Origin of the sequence: Bartonella sp. AP58NXGY (assembly GCF_042195785.1) — a bacterium.
Classification (GTDB): domain Bacteria; phylum Pseudomonadota; class Alphaproteobacteria; order Rhizobiales; family Rhizobiaceae; genus Bartonella.
Genome location: NZ_JBHIOY010000046.1, coordinates 1 through 2222, shown reverse-complemented (window position 1 = coordinate 2222; position 2222 = coordinate 1). Strand labels below are relative to the sequence as shown.

The following is a 2222-nucleotide window of genomic DNA, read 5'->3' as shown; positions in this document are numbered from 1 at the left end:
GTATGAAGATTTCTCCCTTGCAAGGGCTGTGGTAAATAATCTGCCATGTCTTATCCCCTCAATGATTTGTCACAAATTGCACGACCACAACACACTCACCAGCATCAGTGGTTTTATCTCGTGTTGCATAAAGGGTCATTTCTTTATCCTCTGGAGTAAAAACCTTTTGGTCTGTTGGTGTAAAATCTTGCGTATTTTGGGCTTTGATATCTTTTTCGCCAAACTCATTGCCGCCATAGGTGCTGCCTATCTTTAATTTTGCCTCAGAAAACGCTGTCTTCACAAACGCTTTAATCGACGTGATCAAAGCGCCACGAGGCAAAATCCCGATTTTCTCTGTGAGATGCTTCTCTTTATGCGAGATATTCAAACGTAAGAAACTCACCTGTTGGGTGTGAAGATTTCTGCCCTGTAATGGAGGGGGTAATTGATCTGCCATGTCTTGTTTTCCTCCTTAATGATTACGCTGCTGCTTCACCGCTGTAGGTAGGAATAACAATCGTTCCAAAATCTTGCGCTGTTTGTGCACTATTGGGCATTTGGAAACGAGTTTTCTTCATTCCTATCAAAGTCTTGGCGGCAACACCAAATTCACGTTCATAATCAAAATATTCTTCTTTGAGGGTGTAATTTGTTGCACTATGATTTTTCCCAAAACCTATAATCGCACTCTGCGCTCCTAAGAACACCGCACGACGCACACTTTTTACCGCTGTATTATTTGTCGAGTTAACACCATGGGTGACATGGATAGCTTCGCGTAAAACAACACCATTATACATGCCAAGAGAACCATCAAAGATTGGGTTCTTTGCACGAGAGGTCGCATAAACCGATTTTTGAATATCTAACCACTCACCAGCGGCTGTATTGGTACGCAATTGCATCACTTGTGTTGGGTGCAAATAGAGAACGTAAACATCATCACCGTTAACATGAACGGGGGAAATCTGCGGATTAGCAAGTTTGGCTTGTTTAACCGCTTCATCAATAAGCTTCAAACTAAAGCTATGTTTGGCTTTATCATTAAGATCTTCATCCTTGGTTTTCCCATCGGGGCGGATAATCCGTTCACTGCTTGGTGCCATGATTTCATTAAAGCCATAATGAACCGGTTTAATGTACACTTCTCGACCATCAACGCTGATCGTACGGGCTGTATAACCACATACCTGAAGAAAGAACATGATGCTTAAACGATTGGCATACCAGCGAACCAAGCCTTCTTTCGCTTTCTTACGTAAATTCGGGAGGATTCTCTGTTGATCAATCGAGTCATCATTGGCAACACGCGCCGCATGTAAAAGCTCGTTAATCACCAACCGATCATTCATAAATTGAAGCGCTTCTTCATTGCCTTCTAAGGTTTCGCCTTGCGTGACACCATCTCCAAACAGATTGACTAGCAAACTGAACGTAACACTATCCCCTGCACTCTTATGGGTTTCGTTGTAAAGCTGGATAATGCTGTTCGAACTTTTGCCAATAAGAGGGGCAATTTTCGTTGCTTTCAAAACTTCATTGCTTAATTTCTGTGACCACAATTTCACCGATTGCGGATCATGGGTTCCTATATGTGTTGTTGCCATTGATTTCACCTTTCTTTGCTGTAAAAAAACCGGCTTAAAGCCGGTGGAAAACCCGCATCAAGGCGGATTATGTTGTAAAACTTATTGCCTAATCAGGGTCTGCACCCATTATTTCATAAAAACGGGCTTCATTTTTCGGATTGGAGATCCATGCGTTGAATTCTTTCTCTGACATATTGGCAAGGGTGTCTTTTGTCATAGGACCTGTCATGCCTCCTCCACCAGATGCCGTTAAGGTTCTCGCAGAATTCTGACGGCTTTGAAGTGCTGCAACTTGATTATTCGCTTGCATCCCTTGGTTCTGATAACCAAGATTTTGTGCTATCCTATAAATCTCTTCTGCCGGATTGAGATCTCTTTGTGCACAAGTCGCTACAAGCGCATGCAATTGATCTCTTATAATCGCATCTATTATGTTTTGATCTGCACACTCAGGATAAAGTGACGACCAAGACCTCAATTCCTTCGCACGCGTCTCATAAAGAAAATTTGCTGCTGCATCAAAATCACTGGATTTATCTTGAAACGTCTTAACAGAATTATTGAAAAACAGACCAAGACGCATATCATGCTGTTGCTGTTCCTCAGCTTGTCTTAGCGCCTCTTTCTGTGCCCTAATATACGCATCTTGCT

The 2222-nt window shown here is 42.3% G+C and carries 2 protein-coding genes and 1 pseudogene; all 3 read right to left on the bottom strand.

The genetic code is table 11. The features are described 5' to 3' along the window. Positions 1-58: 58 nt before the first annotated feature. Complete coding sequence (locus tag ACFINC_RS09160; RefSeq protein ID WP_375617007.1) at positions 59-439, bottom strand: hypothetical protein; 381 nt, start codon at positions 437-439, stop codon at positions 59-61. A gap of 22 nt (positions 440-461) precedes the next feature. Continuing rightward, a complete protein-coding gene (locus tag ACFINC_RS09155) occupies positions 462-1589 on the bottom strand; it encodes a N4-gp56 family major capsid protein (protein WP_375617006.1) in 1128 nt (375 codons plus the stop codon). An 88-nt stretch (positions 1590-1677) separates the two neighbouring features. Beyond that, positions 1678-2222: pseudogene (locus tag ACFINC_RS09150) on the bottom strand (hypothetical protein); the annotation flags it as partial.